Origin of the sequence: uncultured Lactobacillus sp. (assembly GCF_902491705.1) — a bacterium.
Classification (GTDB): Bacteria; Bacillota; Bacilli; order Lactobacillales; family Lactobacillaceae; genus Lactobacillus.
Genome location: NZ_CABUIW010000050.1, coordinates 1 through 16665, shown reverse-complemented (window position 1 = coordinate 16665; position 16665 = coordinate 1). Strand labels below are relative to the sequence as shown.

Sequence of the window (16665 nt, the reverse complement as noted above, 5' to 3'; positions counted from 1 at the left end):
AACGCCGAGAGTAGTTGGTGGGAAACTGCCTGCGAGGGTAGGCAGTCGCCGTGCTAAATGGAGGATTAGCTCAGCTGGGAGAGCATCTGCCTTACAAGCAGGAGGTCACAGGTTCGAGCCCTGTATCCTCCATATTTTTTTATTTAAAAAGTCTGGGAAGTATTTTCTCAGACTTTTTGTGTATTGAAATAGGGGAAAACGGTTGAATGAATAAAAAACAAATTACGATGGTAACTGCAGCTTTGATGCTGGGGAATGTGATGTCCGGACTTGATGGGACCATCATTAACACGGCAATTCCAGCAATTGTAGCTGCGCTTCACGGGATTCAATTTATGGGCTGGATTGTAGCCATCTTTTTGCTGGGGATGTCTATTTCGATTCCAATCTGGACGAAAGTCGGAGAGAAGATTACTAACAAGCGTGCTTTTGAAATTTCATTAGTATTGTTCGTTTTAGGTTCTGCCTTACAAGGGATGGCGCCTAACATTATCTTCTTCTTGTGTTCTAGATTTATCATGGGTATCGGCGCCGGTGGTATGGGTTCTTTACCTTATATCATTGCAGGATATGTATTCAAAAATATTAAGACTAGAACCAAGGTCTTAGGATATTTGACTGCCAGCTGGAACGGTGCCGCTATTTTAGGGCCATTAATCGGTGGTTGGCTAATCGATGCCTTCTCATGGCACTGGGTATTTTATATTAATATTCCAATTGGTTTGCTCGCAATTATTATTTGTCTTGTTTACTACAAGCCAGTTACGCCTAAGCAAACGCCAGTCTTTGATATTTCTGGTGCAACATTGCTTGTTATCGGATTGTTACTATTCTTGATGGGTGTTCAACTTGTAGGCTTAACTGCAAATTGGATCGTGATCAGTTTAATCATTGTCAGCTTGATCTTCGTAGTCTTCTTCTTTATTCGTGAAAATCATGCACAGAACCCAATTATTCCGGTTTCACTATTTAAAAATAAAGAATTAGACGGTGATTTCTTACTGTTTGCCTTTACTTGGGGTGCCTTTATTGCAGTGAACACTTATTTACCAATGTGGGCACAAGCCTTGCTTGGTTTATCTGCACTTCTTGGTGGGATGACATTAATTCCTAACTCAATTGTAGAAATTATCTCTTCTCAAAGTGTGGCCGCTATTCAAGAAAGAATGTCGACATTTAAGCTAGTCTTCATCGGCATCATCGCTATGCTTATTTCATCAGCTGGCTTATATTTTGCTGATCTTCATACGCCAATTCAAGCTTTGACCGTTATTGGTGCATTTTCCGGAATTGGGGTAGGTTTTATCTTTGTTTCTCTTCAATTGAAGGTGCAAATCGATGCCGGACTTAAGAACATGGCAACTGCTACTTCAACTTCATATTTGATTAGAATCTTGGCACAAACAGTTATGGCTGCCGTATACGGTGTAATCATGAACTTGAACTTAGCTAGCGGTGTTCGCACTCACAGCGGCATTACCATGACTATGATGAACAAGTTAAGTGATGCAAAGAGTGCTAAATTGTTGCCACAGAGTTTGGTGCCAACCATGAGAAACATTTTCCACTCAGGAATTAAAGAAATTATGCTCATTTCTTCTATATTATTAGTCATTGCCATAATTTTGAATTTCTACTTCAACTTTGGTAAAAAGAGCAAAAAGTTGCAATAATCATAGCATGATGTGCTTTTGAGCATAATCAATCAAAATATCTAGGTCAGTTTGATAGTTTTGCTTAACCCACCATACTAAGAGCATATAAATGCCACCAGATTGATATGAAATTGCATAATCAGTTAAGTGCAAATCTGGGTGGTAAACTTTAAGAAGCTTATTCAAGTGTTGCGTTTGAAAGTTAAGCAAACTTCCTTCAAGTCCTGCAGAAAGCAATGACTTCATTAATTGAGGATTTTTCTTAAAGAATTCTAGGTAAATTGCTAATTGATCTTTTAAAGTGTGGATTTTATGCTTACTAAGATCATCAATGAATTTTTGATATTGATTAGCAAGAAATTGCGACAACACATCATCCTTATTTCCATAATTTCGATAAAACGAAGTCCGCGAGACTTCAGCCTTACGTGTAATCTCAGCAGTAGAGATTTCCGCGTAAGGCTTTTTTGTTAGAAGTAAAAATAATGCTTTTTCAATTTGTTGCTGTGTGCGTATGCTTTTCATATTCATAGTATCATTATCCCTTATTTATTATTTGACATTAGTAACCGCTTACACTATCATTATAACTGTAAATAGTTGCAGGTGTAACGATTTTGAAAGAAGTGTAAATTATGCATTATAGTAATGGTAATTATGAAGCTTTTGTAAATGCAAGTAAACCTAAGGATGTCGACCAAAAGTCTGCATATATTGTTGGCTCAGGTCTGGCAGCACTTGCTAGTGCAATATTTTTAATTCGTGATGGCCATATGAAGGGCGACAGAATTCATATCTTTGAAGAGTTAGGTTTGCCTGGTGGCTCAATGGATGGTATCTATAATAAGCAAAAGGAAAGTTACATCATTCGTGGTGGTCGTGAAATGGAACCACACTTTGAATGTTTGTGGGACTTATTCAGATCAATTCCATCTCCAGAAAATAAAGATGAATCTGTTCTTGACGAATTTTATCGTTTAAACAGAAAAGACCCAAGCTTTGCTAAGACTCGTGTAATTGTTAACCGCGGTCAAGCTTTGCCAACTGATGGTCAATTACTTCTTACACCAAAGGCTGTTAAAGAAATTATTGATCTTTGCTTAACCCCTGAAAGAGATTTGCAAGACAAGAAGATTAATGAAGTCTTTGATAAAGAATTCTTTGAATCAAACTTCTGGCTTTACTGGTCAACTATGTTTGCCTTTGAACCATGGGCAAGTGCAATGGAAATGCGCCGCTACTTGATGCGTTTCGTTCAACACGTTGCTACACTTAAGAACTTGTCATCACTTCGCTTTACTAAGTATAACCAATATGAATCATTAATTTTACCATTGGTTAAATACTTAACTGAACATGGTGTTCAATTCCATTACAACACTATCGTTGATAACATCTTCGTTAACCGTTCAGCTGGTGAGAAGGTTGCTAAACAAATTATCTTAACTGAAAATGGCGAAAAGAAGAGTATTGATTTAACAGAAAACGACCTTGTATTTGTAACTAACGGTTCAATCACCGAAAGTACAACTTATGGTGATAACTTGCACCCAGCTCCAGAAGAGCATGAATTAGGTGCTAGCTGGCAATTATGGAAGAACTTGGCAGCTCAAGACGATGACTTTGGTCACCCAGATGTCTTCTGCAAGGATATTCCAAAGGCTAACTGGAGAATGTCTGCTACAATTACCTTCAAGAATGATGACATTGTTCCATTTATTGAAGCTGTTAACAAGAAGGATCCACACAGTGGTTCAATTGTAACTAGTGGTCCTACTACTATTAAAGATTCTAACTGGCTTCTTGGTTACTCAATCAGTCGTCAACCACACTTTAAGGCACAAAAGCCTAATGAATTGATTGTATGGCTTTATGGTTTGTTCTCAGACACCAAGGGTAACTATGTTGAAAAGACAATGCCTGATTGTAACGGTATTGAGATGTGTGAAGAATGGCTTTACCACATGGGTGTTCCTGAAGAAAGAATCCCAGAAATGGCTGCAGCTGCTACAACCATCCCAGCACATATGCCATACATCACTAGTTACTTCATGCCAAGAGCATTGGGTGACAGACCAAAGGTTGTTCCAGACCACTCAAAGAACTTAGCATTTATTGGTAACTTTGCTGAGACTCCAAGAGACACAGTCTTCACTACTGAATATTCAGTAAGAACTGCTATGGAAGCTGTTTACACATTGCTTGATATCGACCGTGGTGTACCAGAAGTATTTGCTTCCGCATTCGATGTCAGAATGTTAATGAATGCAATGTACTACTTGAACGATCAAAAGAAGCTTGAAGAACTTGATTTGCCTGTTGCAGAGAAGTTGGCAATTAAAGGGATGCTTAAGAAAGTTCAAGGTACTTACATAGAAGATTTGCTTAAGAAGTACAAGTTAATGTAATTTAATAAAGCACTATTTAATAGGAAAAAACGAGCTATTTTATTGAAATGAATCTACTTAAACGCTACTCCGTCAAGGAGCAGCGTTTTTGTATACATGTTAACCAATAATGCATTTGGTAAGAAGAGAAACTAATTAAAGCATATTTAAAAATAGATCAACTGTCGCGCAAAACGGCAGTTTTTCTGTTATTATATGGGTGTAATATCATAGTTTTTTTAATAGAAAAGAAGGATACTATTTTAGACTCTAAGCCCGCCCGATGGGGCACAAAAGCATATCGTGACGCTAAGAAGTTATACATGAAGGCATTTCCTGCATGGGAAAGATTTTCAATGTTTTTACTATTAGCAATGTCACTTCACCGTAATGTAAGATTTCACGCAATTTATGATCACGGCCAATTCTGCGGCATTACCTATTATGCCGAAAATGAAAACACCGTCTACCTGACTTATTTAGCTGTCAGTGAAAAGTTGCGTGGACAAGGATATGGTTCAAAGATCTTGACTGTATTGGAAGATGAATTTCCAGACAAGCAAATCGTGATCGATATTGAACCAGTGACTAAGAAGGCGAAAAATTATAAGCAACGTGTTAGTCGGTTGAAGTTCTATGAGAGAAATGGATTCCATAGAACTGATCAGAAGCTGAAGGATCCAGATGGAGAATTTGAAGCTTTGACAACTGGTGAGAGATTAGATAAAAATAGTTTCGTTAAGACTTTACGTCAAATGAGTTTTGGCTTTTATCAAGCTAAAGTTGAAAAGTAATAATAGAAGCACTGCTTATGTTGAGCAGTGTTTTCTTATATGAGGAATATTATGAAGAAAAGTTTAAAGAAAATCATTTTTGCATCTGCAGCAGTTATTACTTTAGGAGCTAGTGCCACAGTTAGTGTGAATACGGTAAATGCCAGTACAGAAAAAAGTGAAACTTTAGATGGCGGCTGGCAAGTTAACCAAGGCAGTTTAAGTTTAAACAAGAATAAACGAGCTAAGGCTGCTTGGGATAAGGCATTAGATGGCTTAGTTGGTTATTCTTACAAGCCAATTGCTTACCTTGGTTCACAGGTTGTAGCAGGAACTAACTATTCTTACCTTTGCAAGGGTTCAGTTGTTATGTCAAAGGCTAAGAGCGAATACTTCATCTTGAACGTTTATGAAGATTTGAAGGGCAATGCTAAGATCACTGGTACTACTAATTTGTTTAAGACTAGCAGCAAAAAGAATGCTTGGAAGTTTAACCAAGGTAGTTATTCTTTAAACAAAAATGCTAAAGTGAAGGCTGCTTTTAATAAGGCTACTAAGAAGTTGGCTGGTACTTATCAACCGGTTGCTTATGTTGGCAAGCGCGGCAACAATTATGCAATCTTCTGCGCTACAAAGGGTAAAACTTCAAAGGCCAAGAGAAGTTACAAATTGGTAATTGTTAACCAAAAGTCTAAGAAGAGCCAAGTTAAGAACGTTGATTTAGCGGTTGAAACTAAGAAATAAATAAGGAAAGCACTGCTGTCGGTTATGCAAGCAGTGCTTTCTTGTTAGGATCATCTTATTCTGTAAAAATTAACTTGTGAGGTGAAAGAGATGGAATTCAGTGATCAAATTAAGCAACTAAGAAAAGAAAATCAGTTGTCGCAAACTCAGTTTGCAGAAAAGCTGCACATTACAAGACAGGCAGTGTCCAACTGGGAAAACAACCGCAATTTGCCAGACTTAGAAATGTTAATTGAGATTAGCCAAGTCTTTCATATCTCACTAGATCAGTTAATTTTAGGAGATAGCGATATGAATAAGATGACAGAAAAATTGATTAAAGATACCGATGAAAACCGCAAGGCTAAGTACAACATGATTACAGCTTTAGTTGGTGGATTTTTGATGATCCTAGGCTTTGTATGTTTCTTCATTAAGGCTAATTCAGTAGAGTATATTGATAAGCAGGGTATCTTGCATGAAAACTTTTATTTGATTCCGGCGGGTTATGTTTTTCTATTTGCAGGAATCGTTGTCCTTATTGTCGGGGGAATAGCTTATTTGAAAAATAAACATAGAAGATAAAACAATGTCGTTAAGTTAAGACATCAACAATATCACGTAGAAAGTATAGGGATTATTGAAAAAGCTATACCAATACTTTGATAAATATAGCAAAAGCATTTTGCTGTATATTATACGTATAATGTACTAAAATTAGCATTAAATATAATGGATCTTATGAGGTGATAAAAATGAGTCTTACACTTGGAATTGACGACAAATTAAAATCTGAAACTAAGAAAAACTTTAAAAAGATGGGTATGGATATGACCACCGCTACTAGAATGTTTTACATTTATGTTAATCAACATGGTAAACTCCCTTTTACTCCCAGCGTTGGTAGAACTGAATTAGAGCAAGCTCTTCATGAAGCTAAAAATCATGAATATGCAGACGAATATGATTCATTAGATGATTTTAGAAAGGATCTTTATTCCGATGAAGATTAAAACAACTCCATCATTTAAAAGATCTATCAAAAAATATAAGAAAAAACATTATAATCTAAAATTATTGGATGAATGTGTAACTGCTATTGTAAAAAATGATCTTAATAAATTAAAAGAGCATCATGCACATAAATTAACAAATTATTATGAATTACACATATTAGGTGATTGGTTGCTTGAATATGATTTTGAAAAAGAAACAGGCGATTTGATTTTAATTCTAATTGATACGGGTAATCATGATGAACTTAAAAGGAAAAAGTATTAATTAAAAAAATACAGAAATTCACTCAGAATGAATTTCTGTATTTTTATATCGAGGTCAAAATTTAGTTTTCCCAAGATACTGTTTAACCTAAAATATGGAAATATGATAAGACGATACCAAGAATCAATACGAACCAAATCATCTTAGTTGATGTAACGCCTTTTTTACCAAGGAGCCAGTAGACTAAGGCAACCAAGAGTACAGGAACTAATGATGGCATGATCTGATTCAAGATCGATTGCATCTTCAGCGTGATCTTACCGGTATGGAAAACGTACGGGACTTTCGCCGTAATAACGGTAGGGATTAAGGCACCAACTACCGTTACACCGAGCAAAATTGCTGAGTCAGTGATGGCATTCAACTTGCCAGATGCGGAATCGATTAATTTAGTACCTTGGTAGTAACCCATTGGCAAGAATGAAAAACGAAGGAAAAGAATGATTAAGTCAACGATGATCCAAAGGATTGAACCAAGTGGATTACCTCTAAGGCCCATATAAGCACCGATTGAACCACAGATTGTTGGAATAATCGCACCGAAGATTGTGTCACCGATTCCGGCAAGTGGTCCCATTAACCCAGTCTTGATACCAGCAACAGTATCTTTTGACTTAATACCTTGGCTTTCTTCAATGGCTAAGTCCACACCAATAATGAAGTTACCGTCATAAGCATTAACGTTAAAAAACTGTGATTGCATCTGCATCATTTCAACTAGTTCGTCATCTTTGTACCAACGCTTAAGAAATGGCAACACAGCATAGAAGTAGCCTGGAGCCATCATTCTTTCGTAGTTCCAAGATAATTGACTAGCCCAAAGCCAGCGCCAGTTGGCTCTGAATAAATCTTTTTTGGTTAACTTACCTGAATTAGTTTTCGTATTCGCCTTCGTCATTTTCATATTCCTCACTTTCTGTATTAGTTGTAGTAGTTGATTTTTCAGCGTCTAACTTTTCAACTTCACGTTGGTAGTGAATGTAGGCAAGAGCTGCACCAAGCAAAGCTACACCTAGCATTGGAATCTTCACATAAGCAGCTGCGATGAAGCCGATTGCTAAATATGAAATAAAACGCTTAGTTGGTAAGTATCTAAGCAAGATGGCGATACCAACAACAGGTAAGATACCACCAGAAACTTTAAGTCCATTAGTTAACCAAGTAGGGATGACGCGTAAGATCATACGAACGACGTCGTTACCTACGATTAAAAGAATAAAGACAGGAATGGCACGAGAAAGTCCCCATGAGAAGGTTCCCCAGAGGGCGTTTCTTGCAGCAGCATCTGGATTGTTTTCTTTAATGAATCTGTCCATTCTGTGTTGGAAAATGGTGTTGACGAATCTTGCAAGCACGTCCAGTTGAACCATCAATAAGCCAACTGGTACGGCTAAGGCAATCGCAAATTGGATTCCTTTACCGGATAAAACGGCATAAACGGTACCAACAATTGCACCAGTCATAAAGTCGGGCATTGAAGCACCACCATAAGTTGATACTCCAAGTACCATCAATTGTAGGGTTGCACCTACGGCAAGACCTGTAGTAATATTCCCCATAATAATTCCTGAAACCATACCGATGGCTAAAGGATTGTTCAAAATCGATACAGTTAATTGATCGATAATTACCCAAAAAGCTAGGCAAGTTAATAGTAAAATTTGCCACCACGCTATTGTCATTTTTAACTCCTTACTTAATCATTTCCATGAAATCTTCTTTGGATTCACTAGGTACCATTTGATGGTAAATGTGGCATCCCTTTTCATCTAAATATTTAAAGTCTTTTACATCTTTATCAGTTACAGCAACACTCTTAGCCACTTGACGTGAATTAGGCTTAGTAGACATATTGCCGACGTTGATTTCAGGCAATTTAACGTCAAAGTCGACTAATTGACGCAAGACAGCTGGATTCTTAACTAAGAGTAAAACTGTTTGACCAACGTATTTGCCTGAGTTGATTCTGCGAGCTGCCCCATGAGCTGTAAGAATGCTGAGGTGAACGCCGTGAGGACAAGCAGTCTTAAGACCGGTTTTAAGGACATCATTTTTTACGATATCATCACCAACAACCATGATTCGAGTTAGTTTTAATGCATTGGTCCACATGGTTGCGACTTGACCGTGGATTAAACGCTCATCGATTCGCACATTTTGCATTGTGTGCGGTGTTAAGGTCACGTTCTTGTTATCATCAGCTGCCTTAACTAGTTTTGGCTTTTCCTTTTTAGGTGCTTTTTTCTTAGTTAAACCAACAGGAGCCATGTTAGCGATTGTTTGCTTAATCGCTTCATCCATTGGTGTGCCCATCACCACTGCTAAAAGCAAAGGCATTGATAAACCGCTGTAAACACTGACTTCTGGATGCTTTTGCTGGTAGCGCTGTGCTGTGTTAGCTGGCGTTCCACCTGCAATATCAACGAGAATCGTTGGTGCTTCATCAAATTCAGCGGCGACTTTGGTTATTTCTTCAAGTAAGTCATCTTGGTTCATGGTTTGTTTAAAAGCAATTGCCTTAACATTCTTTTGTTCACCGGCAATCATTTCAACGCTGGCTTTGGTTGCCTTAGCGTATTCGCCATGACTGACAAGTAAAAAGTTTGCCATTCTTCCACTCCCTTTTGTACATAACAAATGACATTATACACTAATTGGTCTAATTAACAAAAGTACATTTTATGCGTGATGTGTTGAACTTAAATTTCATTGGTATAGTACATTTTTATGTAAATGATTACATTGCTGGTAGAATAGGGATGCACTTGTAATTAATTTAAAAATATTTACAATACTTGATGAAATAATTAAAAGAGGAATTGTAATGACAATAGGTGAAGCTTTAAAAGAAATTAGATTGAATATGCACCTTACGCAAGGGCAGATGGTTGAAGGAACTTATATTTCAGTTTCGCATTATTCTAAGATTGAAAGTGGTAATCAAGAGATTAAAGCAATTGATCTATTTAGATTGCTTGATCAAAGAAGAATCAGTATTACTGCCTTGAAAAATAAAGTAGACGAAGATAAGAATAATAAGCTTGATATATTATCTGATGAATTAGTTAAGGCTTTTTATAAACCAGATATAGAAAAATTGAAAGAAATAAAAGCTGAGATTGATACTTATAATGACGCAGAAGAATTACAAATTAGAGCTGAAATAGCTGTAGCTGGTTTAACTAATCAAATAAATGGCATTAAAACTAAACTAAGTAGCAAAATTATTAAATATCTTTTGGAAAATAAGCAATGGACACAAGATCCAGACATGTTAAGAATGATTGGTAATTCCATATGGATAATTAATATCGATTCATTAAACTTGATCATGGCAGAACTATTACATGAATATGCTGATATTGATAAAGAAACGCTAGATGTTCAAAAAAGAATAGCTAGTATATACATTAATTATTTACATGTGCTGTATCAAAATCAGGAATATAAAATAGCCGATAAGTATGTGAAAATTCTAAAGCAATTGCCGCCTGTCCCAGAATTAACATTATTCAAAATGCTGACATTGTATTATGAAGCACTTTTTGATAAAGATGAGGATAAGGCAAAAGAAATTATTAATCCGCTAAAAAATATAGTTCCAAAAATAGTTAAATATCTACCAGTCAAATAATGATTTTCCATTTGGAAAACCATTTTTTATTTTTGCAAAAAATATTTAATTTGAAATAAGAGAAATATATGCTTAATGATGTAAGTGGTGTAGAGAAAGGGTTGGAAAATTCCAGATATCATAGTCACCTAGTTAAGCCTAAAGACTGGTAATTATAGTGTTTTATTTTAATAGAAAATTTAAATTCCTATTACTAGGAATAACAAATTTTCCAATATGTTAAGGACATACAATTAAGTAGAATAAAGATAACGAGTTTCTAATCGATATAAATAAAGGGGTTAGAAACTTTCTTTGTATTTAGAATAGATGAGGTAAAAACATGAAAAAGACAAAAATGATTAGTCTAGCTGCCGCAGCCTTACTTGCAGTAGCTCCAGTTGTAACAAGTACGATGCCAGTTTCAGCTGCAGATAATGCGCAAAGTAATAATAATCAAACTCAAACAACGCCAAGCCAAACTAACACTACTGATGCAGCTACTACCCAGACTCAAGCAACAGATGCACTTGCTGCACAATACACTCACGATGGAAAGAGCGAACAAATCAATCCCAATAATCAAACTTTCCAAATTGCAGCTAACTCGAGCTTTGATCCAACTAATATCGCATTAACAAATGGCAACACAGTGAAGATCACTGGCAAGACTACTGTAATTTCCAATAATGTTGATACTTCAAAGGCTGGTAGCAGCTTTACTGTAGAGCTTTCTGGTGTAGATAAGGATGGTAAGGAGACTAAAGTTTCTTATCAAGTATTTGTAAAACCAGAAGGTTTATTCCAACTTAATTTGTCAGGTAATAGTGATTACGTTAAAGGGTTAGGTGACACTGATACTTTTTATCAAGGTAGAAATTACTACGTTGGAAACAACGTAAGATATGAACGTGGCGAATTCTTCACCGGCGTATCAACTGTGTCACAAGTAGCCGCAAATGGTAATACTAATGCTGTATTATGGATTCAAACTAAGTATTTAGCATCAAGTGAACAATCTAAGCCAGATTTAGTCCAAAAGACAATTATGCACACTGCATTGGGTTATACTGCTGCTGGAACTAAGACTAGCAAGAAGTTTTCGCAATACAGTACTGTTTACGTAAAGAATGACCCAATTCACATTGATGGTGGTAAGTACTACACTAGTGGTACTTTTTACCAAATTTATAATGCTGACGGTACTTACACTAATTACTACGTAAAGGCAAGCAACATCGACGGCACTAAGCGTACATTAACTCGTAATGCTTATATTTATGCAACAAGCACTCGTCGTTCAAGCTACACATTGCTTAAGAAGGGCACAACCATTACCACTTATGGTGGAACATACAAGTTCAAGAATGGCAAACGCTATTACAGAATCGAAGGCGCAACTGCAACCAACAAGCGCTACGTAAAGGCAGTGAACTTCGAATAATTAGGCTCACATAGAAAAATAATCCTCTGCTATAGTTAGCAGGGGATATTTTTTAACCATAAATTTGTTTAATTTGATTAAAGAATGTGGTGAAGCCATCTTCGATAGTCGGGAGATCTAGTATTTTTGTGGTGTAGATAATTGCTTTAATATCTTGATCATCTTTGGTTTTGATATATTTGATCATCGCGTAATATATCTTAATATGCATCTTTTCGAAGGCAAATCTATCTGAAAGTGGCATTTTTTCAAAGTTGTGTAGTAGATCTTCTGCAAGATGATAATCGCGTTTGATTAAGATAGCTATTGCATTTAATAGTCCACTAAGTACTTCATCATACCAGCGTTTATGGCGAAGATTATTATGGATGGAATACATAATCAGTGAGTTAGACAATCGGTAAATATTTTGGGGACTTAACAAGCCTAAAGTATTACCAAAATAGAATATTTCTTTATAGTTCCAATCTGAGATATTATTTAGGATATTGGTTAACCTTTTTTGATCTGATTCAGTAAATGGCTTCTTTTGGCTTAAATCTTGATAGAAAGTACAGGCATAGCAGTATTCAATGAAGATTTCTTGATCTTGAGGAAAATGTGAGGCTAATTTAGCTTTTTCCACTACATATTTATGGAGCGTTGAAATATCGCTAGCGACATAAGCAGTGTCAATTTCTCTTGATATCTTTAATAATTGAGGAGAAATTGGATTTTCAAGAAATTCAATCGGTTGAATATTAATTCTCTTAAGAAGAGTGAGGACTTGATTGAACGATAAATTATCTTTGCCATTCTCCCACAATGATAGAGTAGATTTTGAAGTGATACCGTCTGCAGCTTTTTGCAACGTGACATTTTGCTGTTTTCTTAGTTCGCGGAACTTTTTCCCATAGATATTGTCCATAATGCTTATAAGTCTCCCAAATACTTAGATTCTTGATAATTATAGTGTTTTATTTGGACAAATAGATTTAAATTCCTATCTGTAGGAATAACAAAACCCCCGCTGGATTTTTTCCAGTAGGGGTTTCTTTATCATAGCTTATTATTGATAAATCTTACCGTCTTGTTTTTCTTTGTTCTTTTCTTCAAGTGCTTTTTCACTAGCAGCCTTCTTAGGCAATACCCAGTTCAAAATCATACCAATGATTGTTGAAAGAGCAACTGAAGTTAATTGGAAACTGCCAAGTTGAAGGTAAGCACCACCGATACCGATAACCAAGATAACTGAAGCAATCAACATGTTACGCTTTTCGCCAAAGTCGATGTGGTCATCAACTAAGATTTTCAAACCGTTAGAAGCAATGGTACCAAAGAGTAAGAATGAGATACCACCAATAACTGGCATTGGAATTGATTCAATAAGTGCAGCAAGCTTACCTACGAAACTGAAGATGATTGCACATACCGCAGCTCCTGCAAGTACCCAAACTGAGTGAACCTTAGTCATTGCAAGAACACCAATGTTTTCACCGTATGAAGTGGTAGGAGGACCACCGATGAAACCGGCGATAATCGTTGAAAGACCGTCACCCATCATAGTTCTGTGAAGACCAGGGTTCTTGAAGAAGTCACGCTTAGTAAGTGAGTTAAGCACCATAATGTGACCCATGTGTTCAGTCATGGTAACAAAGGCAATTGGAGCCATTGCTAAGATAGCTGCTGGGTACCATTTAAAGTGGTAGCTAATGCCCATAACATCAAGTGCTGGCATTGAGAACCAAGCTGCTTTTTCAACGCCTGAGAAATCGACGATTCCCAAGAAGCAGGCAAGGACATAACCACAGATGATTCCAAGCATGATTGAAACCAAACTAGTGAAGCCTTTAAAGCACATTTGGAAGATCAAAGTCATTACCAATGTGAAGATGGCCACACCAAAGTAAGTTAAGTCATACTTTTGGTTGTGCATCATGGCGTCATTTGCGGCAGTAGTTGCAAGTGACAAACCGATAACGATAATGATTGGTCCAACCACAATTGGTGGCAATACTTTGTTAACCCAGCCAGAACCAATTTTACCGATGATCAAAGCAACGATCACATATACAAGACCTGATGCAATCGCACCTTGAGCAACTGCAGGATAACCGTCAGCCTTCATCAATGCTTGCATAGTTGCAACGAAGGCAAAACTTGAACCTAAGTATGCTGGAATCTTAAAGTGCGTTAAAGTCATGTGCACTAAAGTACCGATACCTGATGAAAGAAGGGCGATACTTGGGTTGATTCCGATTAAGATAGGAACCAAAACGGTAGAACCGAACATGGCAAACATGTGCTGTAATGAAAGCAGGATGCCTTGACCAAGTTCAGGCTTTTCGTAGACGTCTAAGATCGCGTCCGGATTTCTAAACTTTTCTTTTTCACTCATTCAAATACTCCTAGTCGTTGATGATATCAATACCGTCTTTGTCATCGACTTCAGTCATTGATACCTTAACTTCTTCGTTTAATGCTGTAGGGATGTTCTTACCGATGAAGTCAGGACGAACAGGTAATTCACGGTGACCACGGTCGATCAATACAGCCAAGTTGATTTTGGCTGGACGGCCTTGATCCATGATTGCATCAAGAGCAGCTCTGATTGTTCTACCAGTGAACAAAACATCATCAACTAAAATGACATTCTTATTAGTAATATCAAAGTCAAGTTGTTGGCTGTGGATCATCTTTTCCTTTTCTGCTTCAGGAAGGTCATCACGGTATTGTGAGACATCGATTGCACCAACAGGAATATCAACATCTTCAAGATTCTTAAGGTTCTTAGCGATTCTTTGAGCTAAGTAAAGACCACGAGTCTTGATTCCTACTAAAACTAAATTTTCAGTACCTTTGTTGCGTTCGATGATTTCATAAGTCATTCGCATTAAAGCACGTTTCATACTGATTGCATCAACAATTTCTTTTGCCATACGTTTTTCCTTTCTGGGATGACCAAAAAGAAAAGACCACTAAGGACACTGAGTCCAAGATGGTCTTTCTGTATTTACCAGTACACAAAAAATAATACTAGTACGCGCAGATTTCCTTCTTAGCCTCACGGGACTAATCTTAAAGGTCATCACTATTTTTCTTATATTAAACTAGCAAAAATGAATATTGTCAAGAACTTTAATAGTTTTGATCGAAAAATAAAGTCGTTGATCACTTTGACAATTACGATAGAAATCTTGCATACTAGATCTGGATATATTTTTAAGTAAAAGGGTGAGAGAATTGAATAAAAAGCAAATTTCGATGGTAACTTGGTCCTTGTTGCTAGCTAATATTATGTCAGGACTAGACGCTACCATTATTAATACTGCAATTCCAGCGATCGTTTCTGATTTGCATGGAATTCAATATATGGGCTGGATTGTTGCCTGCTTTTTGCTGGGGATGTCTGTTTCAGTACCAATCTGGAGCAAATTAGGTGAAAGAATGGGCAATAAATTTGCTTTTGAACTTTCACTTGTGCTCTTTATTGTGGGGTCACTGCTTGAAGGTGTTGCTCCTGATATTTACTTCTTCTTGGTTGCTCGCGTATTAATGGGTGTTGGTGCCGGAGGAATGGGATCATTGCCTTATGTTATCGTGGGCTTTATTTATCCTAATATTAAAAGAAGAACGGTTATCCTAAGTTACATTGCAGCCAGCTTTAGTGCGGCATGTATTGCTGGACCATTAGTTGGTGGCTGGATTGTTGATGCCTTGTCATGGCACTGGGTATTTTATATTAACGTTCCACTTGGGCTGATTTCAATTCTTTTGAGTATCATCTATTACCGTGATGTTCACAAGTCAAAAGAAAAAGTACATTTTGACAAACTAGGTGCCTTCACTTTAATTGCTGGTTTAACCTGCTTTTTGATCGGGATTCAGATGCTTGGCTTGGCTAGCGGCGTGATGGTTGCTGCCTTTGTCATTATCGGCATCGTTTTGTTAATTAGCTTTATCATGGTTGAAAAGAAGGCGGAAAGTCCGGTTGTACCACTAAGTGTTTTTCTTAATAAAGCACTAGTTGGCGACTTTGTCTTGTTTGCCTTAGCTTGGGGTGCATATATTGCGGTGAATACTTATTTGCCTATGTGGTCTCAAGCAATTTTAGGTACTTCTGCTTTAATCGGTGGGATGACCTTGATTCCTAACTCGATCTTGGACATTGCGGGATCACAAAGTGCACCATATTTCTTACGTCATTTTAGCAATTATCGTTTATTGATCATTGACTTTACTTTGATTGTGATCACCGTTGTGGGCTTGATCATCGTGCCAATGAACACTTCATACTGGATTTTAATGATTATCGCGTCATTGTCAGGTCTTGGTGTTGGTTCAATTTTCGTTATTTTGCAGATTAAAGTGCAGATTGATGCCAGTGAAAAAGATATGGCGCCTGCTACTTCGCTTAGTTTCTTGATTAGAATTTTAGCGCAAACTGTAATGGCTGCTATTTACGGGGTAATCATGAACTTGGCTTTAGCTAGAGGAATTGCTAACTATCGCGGCATTACGATGACGATGATGAACAAATTAAGTGATGCAGAATCGGCCAAGAGTTTGCCAGTCGCAATGCTTCCTACAATGCGGAAGATCTTCCACTCCGGAATTACTGAGATCATGTTTGTATCACTATTTTTATTTTTGATAATCTGTGCATATATCGTTAACTTTATTTATAATCGTAAAGAAGCCAAGAAAGCGGCAGAATAAAAAGCTTGAGTATTATTGCTCAAGCTTTTATTTTTTTGTTGTGTGTCGGGCATGACATTTATCTAGTCTGTTGAAATATGGATCACGGGTA

The 16665-nt window shown here is 36.9% G+C and carries 17 protein-coding genes and 1 tRNA gene; 11 read left to right on the top strand and 7 right to left on the bottom strand.

Going from position 1 to position 16665, the window contains the following annotated elements; genetic code table 11:
* Positions 1 to 59 precede the first annotated feature (59 nt).
* Both RDN22_RS08850 and RDN22_RS08845 read left to right on the top strand, forming a co-directional pair.
* A tRNA-Val gene (locus tag RDN22_RS08850) sits at positions 60 to 132 on the top strand.
* Positions 133 to 206: 74 nt separating this feature from the next.
* Positions 207 to 1673: an MFS transporter gene (locus RDN22_RS08845; RefSeq protein WP_308557585.1), complete on the top strand. Its 1467-nt coding sequence runs from the start codon at positions 207 to 209 to the stop codon at positions 1671 to 1673.
* On the opposite strand, the gene RDN22_RS08840 is transcribed toward RDN22_RS08845, so the two are convergent.
* Entirely contained in the window at positions 1674 to 2186 is a 513-nt protein-coding gene (locus tag RDN22_RS08840) for a TetR/AcrR family transcriptional regulator (RefSeq protein WP_308557584.1), read from the bottom strand. It abuts the gene before it with no gap.
* Positions 2187 to 2290: 104 nt separating this feature from the next.
* Here RDN22_RS08840 and RDN22_RS08835 point away from each other — a divergent pair, with 104 nt between their 5' ends.
* The 6 genes from RDN22_RS08835 (at position 2291) to RDN22_RS08810 (ending at position 6819) form a co-directional block, all read left to right on the top strand.
* Positions 2291 to 4063, top strand: a complete 1773-nt coding sequence (locus tag RDN22_RS08835) for an oleate hydratase (protein ID WP_308557582.1) — start codon at positions 2291 to 2293, stop codon at positions 4061 to 4063.
* A 302-nt stretch (positions 4064 to 4365) separates the two neighbouring features.
* Positions 4366 to 4836: a GNAT family N-acetyltransferase gene (locus tag RDN22_RS08830; RefSeq protein WP_308557580.1), complete on the top strand. Its 471-nt coding sequence runs from the start codon at positions 4366 to 4368 to the stop codon at positions 4834 to 4836.
* Positions 4837 to 4887: 51 nt separating this feature from the next.
* Entirely contained in the window at positions 4888 to 5559 is a 672-nt protein-coding gene (locus RDN22_RS08825) for a hypothetical protein (protein WP_308557578.1), read from the top strand.
* A 90-nt stretch (positions 5560 to 5649) separates the two neighbouring features.
* Complete coding sequence (locus tag RDN22_RS08820; RefSeq protein WP_308557577.1) at positions 5650 to 6123, top strand: DUF3955 domain-containing protein; 474 nt, start codon at positions 5650 to 5652, stop codon at positions 6121 to 6123.
* A gap of 170 nt (positions 6124 to 6293) precedes the next feature.
* The gene (locus RDN22_RS08815) at positions 6294 to 6551 is read left to right on the top strand and encodes a type II toxin-antitoxin system RelB/DinJ family antitoxin (RefSeq protein WP_308557575.1); all 258 of its coding nucleotides are present in this window, start codon (positions 6294 to 6296) and stop codon (positions 6549 to 6551) included.
* On the top strand, positions 6541 to 6819 hold the full coding sequence (locus RDN22_RS08810) for a type II toxin-antitoxin system mRNA interferase toxin, RelE/StbE family (RefSeq protein ID WP_308557573.1): 279 nt from the start codon (positions 6541 to 6543) through the stop codon (positions 6817 to 6819). The genes RDN22_RS08815 and RDN22_RS08810 overlap by 11 nt, the downstream gene beginning before the upstream one ends.
* Positions 6820 to 6901: 82 nt before the next feature.
* Here RDN22_RS08810 and RDN22_RS08805 read toward each other — a convergent pair whose 3' ends face one another.
* From RDN22_RS08805 to RDN22_RS08795, 3 genes are read right to left on the bottom strand one after another with little or no spacing between them, the layout of a single operon-like run.
* Positions 6902 to 7717 carry a PTS system mannose/fructose/sorbose family transporter subunit IID gene (locus RDN22_RS08805; protein WP_308557571.1) on the bottom strand — a complete coding sequence of 272 codons (816 nt, stop codon included), beginning with the start codon at positions 7715 to 7717 and terminating at the stop codon, positions 6902 to 6904.
* Positions 7692 to 8501, bottom strand: a complete 810-nt coding sequence (locus tag RDN22_RS08800) for a PTS sugar transporter subunit IIC (protein WP_308557570.1) — start codon at positions 8499 to 8501, stop codon at positions 7692 to 7694. Before RDN22_RS08800 ends, RDN22_RS08805 begins: the two co-directional genes overlap by 26 nt.
* 10 nt (positions 8502 to 8511) lie before the next feature.
* On the bottom strand, positions 8512 to 9429 hold the full coding sequence (locus RDN22_RS08795) for a PTS sugar transporter subunit IIB (protein ID WP_308557568.1): 918 nt from the start codon (positions 9427 to 9429) through the stop codon (positions 8512 to 8514).
* 214 nt (positions 9430 to 9643) lie between these two features.
* On the opposite strand from RDN22_RS08795, the gene RDN22_RS08790 reads away from it, so the two are divergent.
* Positions 9644 to 10453, top strand: coding sequence for an XRE family transcriptional regulator (locus RDN22_RS08790; RefSeq protein ID WP_308557566.1), 810 nt, complete (start codon positions 9644 to 9646; stop codon positions 10451 to 10453).
* A gap of 322 nt (positions 10454 to 10775) precedes the next feature.
* Positions 10776 to 11876, top strand: coding sequence for an SLAP domain-containing protein (locus tag RDN22_RS08785; protein WP_308557564.1), 1101 nt, complete (start codon positions 10776 to 10778; stop codon positions 11874 to 11876).
* A gap of 52 nt (positions 11877 to 11928) precedes the next feature.
* On the opposite strand, the gene RDN22_RS08780 is transcribed toward RDN22_RS08785, so the two are convergent.
* The 3 genes from RDN22_RS08780 to pyrR form a co-directional block, all read right to left on the bottom strand.
* Positions 11929 to 12783, bottom strand: a complete 855-nt coding sequence (locus RDN22_RS08780) for a helix-turn-helix domain-containing protein (protein WP_308557562.1) — start codon at positions 12781 to 12783, stop codon at positions 11929 to 11931.
* Positions 12784 to 12924: 141 nt separating this feature from the next.
* Positions 12925 to 14253, bottom strand: a complete 1329-nt coding sequence (locus RDN22_RS08775) for a solute carrier family 23 protein (RefSeq protein ID WP_308557560.1) — start codon at positions 14251 to 14253, stop codon at positions 12925 to 12927.
* Positions 14254 to 14263: 10 nt separating this feature from the next.
* Positions 14264 to 14794: a bifunctional pyr operon transcriptional regulator/uracil phosphoribosyltransferase PyrR gene (gene pyrR, locus RDN22_RS08770; RefSeq protein ID WP_308557558.1), complete on the bottom strand. Its 531-nt coding sequence runs from the start codon at positions 14792 to 14794 to the stop codon at positions 14264 to 14266.
* Positions 14795 to 15098: 304 nt separating this feature from the next.
* Between pyrR and RDN22_RS08765 the strand changes: the two genes are divergently transcribed.
* Positions 15099 to 16574, top strand: coding sequence for an MFS transporter (locus tag RDN22_RS08765; protein WP_308557556.1), 1476 nt, complete (start codon positions 15099 to 15101; stop codon positions 16572 to 16574).
* The last annotated feature ends 91 nt before the right edge of the window (positions 16575 to 16665 follow it).

What these genes read in the sequence shown, in the direction of transcription:
- RDN22_RS08795 (WP_308557568.1), bottom strand. Translation starts at nt 9,429, where the DNA reads ATGGCAAACTTTTTACTTGTCAGTCATGGCGAATACGCTAAGGCAACC.
- RDN22_RS08810 (WP_308557573.1), top strand. Translation starts at nt 6,541, where the DNA reads ATGAAGATTAAAACAACTCCATCATTTAAAAGATCTATCAAAAAATAT.
- RDN22_RS08815 (WP_308557575.1), top strand. Translation starts at nt 6,294, where the DNA reads ATGAGTCTTACACTTGGAATTGACGACAAATTAAAATCTGAAACTAAG.
- RDN22_RS08785 (WP_308557564.1), top strand. Translation starts at nt 10,776, where the DNA reads ATGAAAAAGACAAAAATGATTAGTCTAGCTGCCGCAGCCTTACTTGCA.
- RDN22_RS08805 (WP_308557571.1), bottom strand. Translation starts at nt 7,717, where the DNA reads ATGACGAAGGCGAATACGAAAACTAATTCAGGTAAGTTAACCAAAAAA.
- RDN22_RS08830 (WP_308557580.1), top strand. Translation starts at nt 4,366, where the DNA reads ATGAAGGCATTTCCTGCATGGGAAAGATTTTCAATGTTTTTACTATTA.
- RDN22_RS08800 (WP_308557570.1), bottom strand. Translation starts at nt 8,501, where the DNA reads ATGACAATAGCGTGGTGGCAAATTTTACTATTAACTTGCCTAGCTTTT.
- RDN22_RS08825 (WP_308557578.1), top strand. Translation starts at nt 4,888, where the DNA reads ATGAAGAAAAGTTTAAAGAAAATCATTTTTGCATCTGCAGCAGTTATT.
- RDN22_RS08780 (WP_308557562.1), bottom strand. Translation starts at nt 12,783, where the DNA reads ATGGACAATATCTATGGGAAAAAGTTCCGCGAACTAAGAAAACAGCAA.
- RDN22_RS08820 (WP_308557577.1), top strand. Translation starts at nt 5,650, where the DNA reads ATGGAATTCAGTGATCAAATTAAGCAACTAAGAAAAGAAAATCAGTTG.
- RDN22_RS08845 (WP_308557585.1), top strand. Translation starts at nt 207, where the DNA reads ATGAATAAAAAACAAATTACGATGGTAACTGCAGCTTTGATGCTGGGG.
- RDN22_RS08790 (WP_308557566.1), top strand. Translation starts at nt 9,644, where the DNA reads ATGACAATAGGTGAAGCTTTAAAAGAAATTAGATTGAATATGCACCTT.
- RDN22_RS08835 (WP_308557582.1), top strand. Translation starts at nt 2,291, where the DNA reads ATGCATTATAGTAATGGTAATTATGAAGCTTTTGTAAATGCAAGTAAA.
- RDN22_RS08775 (WP_308557560.1), bottom strand. Translation starts at nt 14,253, where the DNA reads ATGAGTGAAAAAGAAAAGTTTAGAAATCCGGACGCGATCTTAGACGTC.
- RDN22_RS08840 (WP_308557584.1), bottom strand. Translation starts at nt 2,186, where the DNA reads ATGAATATGAAAAGCATACGCACACAGCAACAAATTGAAAAAGCATTA.
- pyrR (WP_308557558.1), bottom strand. Translation starts at nt 14,794, where the DNA reads ATGGCAAAAGAAATTGTTGATGCAATCAGTATGAAACGTGCTTTAATG.